General features: G+C 49.9%; 4 protein-coding genes. 1 reads left to right on the plus strand and 3 read right to left on the minus strand.

All coding sequences use genetic code 11. The annotated features are described in order from the left end of the window. Positions 1-73: 73 nt before the first annotated feature. Genes VF709_RS24755 through VF709_RS24765 form a run of 3 tightly spaced genes read right to left on the minus strand, consistent with a single transcriptional unit; the run spans position 74 to position 915 of the window. Positions 74-244, minus strand: coding sequence for a hypothetical protein (locus tag VF709_RS24755; protein WP_440232465.1), 171 nt, complete (start codon positions 242-244; stop codon positions 74-76). Next, positions 231-635: a CHC2 zinc finger domain-containing protein gene (locus VF709_RS24760; protein WP_440232466.1), complete on the minus strand. Its 405-nt coding sequence runs from the start codon at positions 633-635 to the stop codon at positions 231-233. Before VF709_RS24760 ends, VF709_RS24755 begins: the two co-directional genes overlap by 14 nt. Beyond that, on the minus strand, positions 628-915 hold the full coding sequence (locus tag VF709_RS24765) for a host cell division inhibitor Icd-like protein (protein ID WP_440232467.1): 288 nt from the start codon (positions 913-915) through the stop codon (positions 628-630). Before VF709_RS24765 ends, VF709_RS24760 begins: the two co-directional genes overlap by 8 nt. A gap of 193 nt (positions 916-1,108) precedes the next feature. Here VF709_RS24765 and VF709_RS24770 point away from each other — a divergent pair, with 193 nt between their 5' ends. Next, the gene (locus tag VF709_RS24770; protein WP_440232468.1) at positions 1,109-1,294 is read left to right on the plus strand and encodes a YlcI/YnfO family protein; all 186 of its coding nucleotides are present in this window, start codon (positions 1,109-1,111) and stop codon (positions 1,292-1,294) included. The last annotated feature ends 224 nt before the right edge of the window (positions 1,295-1,518 follow it).

A 1,518-nucleotide genomic window follows, 5' to 3' on the forward strand; every position in this document is an offset into this window, starting at 1 on the left:
AGCGCAGTTCATCAGATCCAGTGACCGTTGAAGGTTGAGCAACACATCTTCTTCTGTACGATAAATGTGTGGTTTATCCATTGTCGTCCTCCAATACTTCCCGCGCGATCTCCTCGATCAGGTCGATAAGTTCAAAACAAATTTGCTCTTCTCTTTCGCTGGAAACGAGGTAACCGGCAGCAGCGGCCAGCGCCTGAATTTTCCCCATCGCATTTATCGCGTCCAGAACCTTAACGTTGCGCATTGCATCCCCCCTGTTCAGGTGTGACAGACCATCCAGCATTGCGTGCCATTTCGAGAAATGACGGCAGCGTTGCAATATGCTCACCATTCACCAGCGGATAGTCGCAAACCTGGCGCCCTTCCTTCAGATGTACGATCACTGTTCCGGTAAAGCCTGGTGCCACATGCAGGTTTACGTTAAGTACAGTGTTGAGGCCTTTCTCCAGCATCAGCTTCGCAAAATCTGCGGCATCACCGTGCACGCCACAGCCAAAACAGCGGAAGGTCTGAGCTTCAGGATCAACAGTGAATGACGGCGTTTTCTCGCTATGGAACGGGCACAGACCGACGTAATTTTTGCCCTTGTGCTCCAGGCGAACACATGCGCCGATGACTTTGAGGATGTCAGACATGAGCCACCTCCTGAACACCGGAGGTGCAGGTATCGAATCGTTGCTCGTAAAGCCAGGAGAAGTAATCACCACCGTCAATCAACTGAAGACGGCATGGGGCCTTGGTGCGGATCTGCGCGGCGAATACGAGATTCCAGTTCAGGAAATGTGAGCGTGCTTGCTGCTCAGTGTTAGCCTCAGCGCGCAAAACAACCGGGGTAGCGTCAGGTTTATCTGACGGAGTGCCCAGGAACAGGTATGTAAATTCCGGGCGAGTTTGGGTATCATGTGAACATGCCATAATGTAAGCCTCTTTTACGTTGTGGTTAGACGCCTCAGCAGTGTTCCCGCACGCTGGGGCGTTGTCATTTAAGCACCATGATACAATCAAGGTGTTTAACACCATATTATTTACAGGTGTTGAACACGTCAAGTGTTGAACACTATTTTTTTTCTGCCATACTGTTGGTGTCTTCTGGAGGAAGCTATCGATAATGGCGACTAAAGCAATTAACCGAAAATCACAAACTATAGCTGCACGTGTCCCGCATGATATTGCAGATGAGATTGAGCTCTTAAAGGAGCCCAACGAAAGTACAGGGCAGTTCGTTGTCTCAGCTTTGAAACGAGAAGTAGAGTTTCGAAAAAATAAACGACCAAGTGACAATCCCGACCAGTGATCGATCTGGTTCCCAAAGGCAACGTTCGCAGCGTTGCCTTTTTCTTTGTGAGCACTGGGTGTGCAGGTAGTGAAGCAGCTCATACTGAAACCTCGACTTTACCGCCACCAATCAACTCAAATGGAATCTGACCAATTTCATCCACCAGCTTTTGCGCCTTAACTAGCTCGGGCAAATCATCCTGGCGCTTGCGAAGACGGCGGCCGGCATCGGAAGAATCCTCG

The organism is Enterobacter sp. Lyrl_3 (genome assembly GCF_051948675.1).
GTDB classification, from domain to species: domain Bacteria; phylum Pseudomonadota; class Gammaproteobacteria; order Enterobacterales; family Enterobacteriaceae; genus Enterobacter; species Enterobacter cloacae.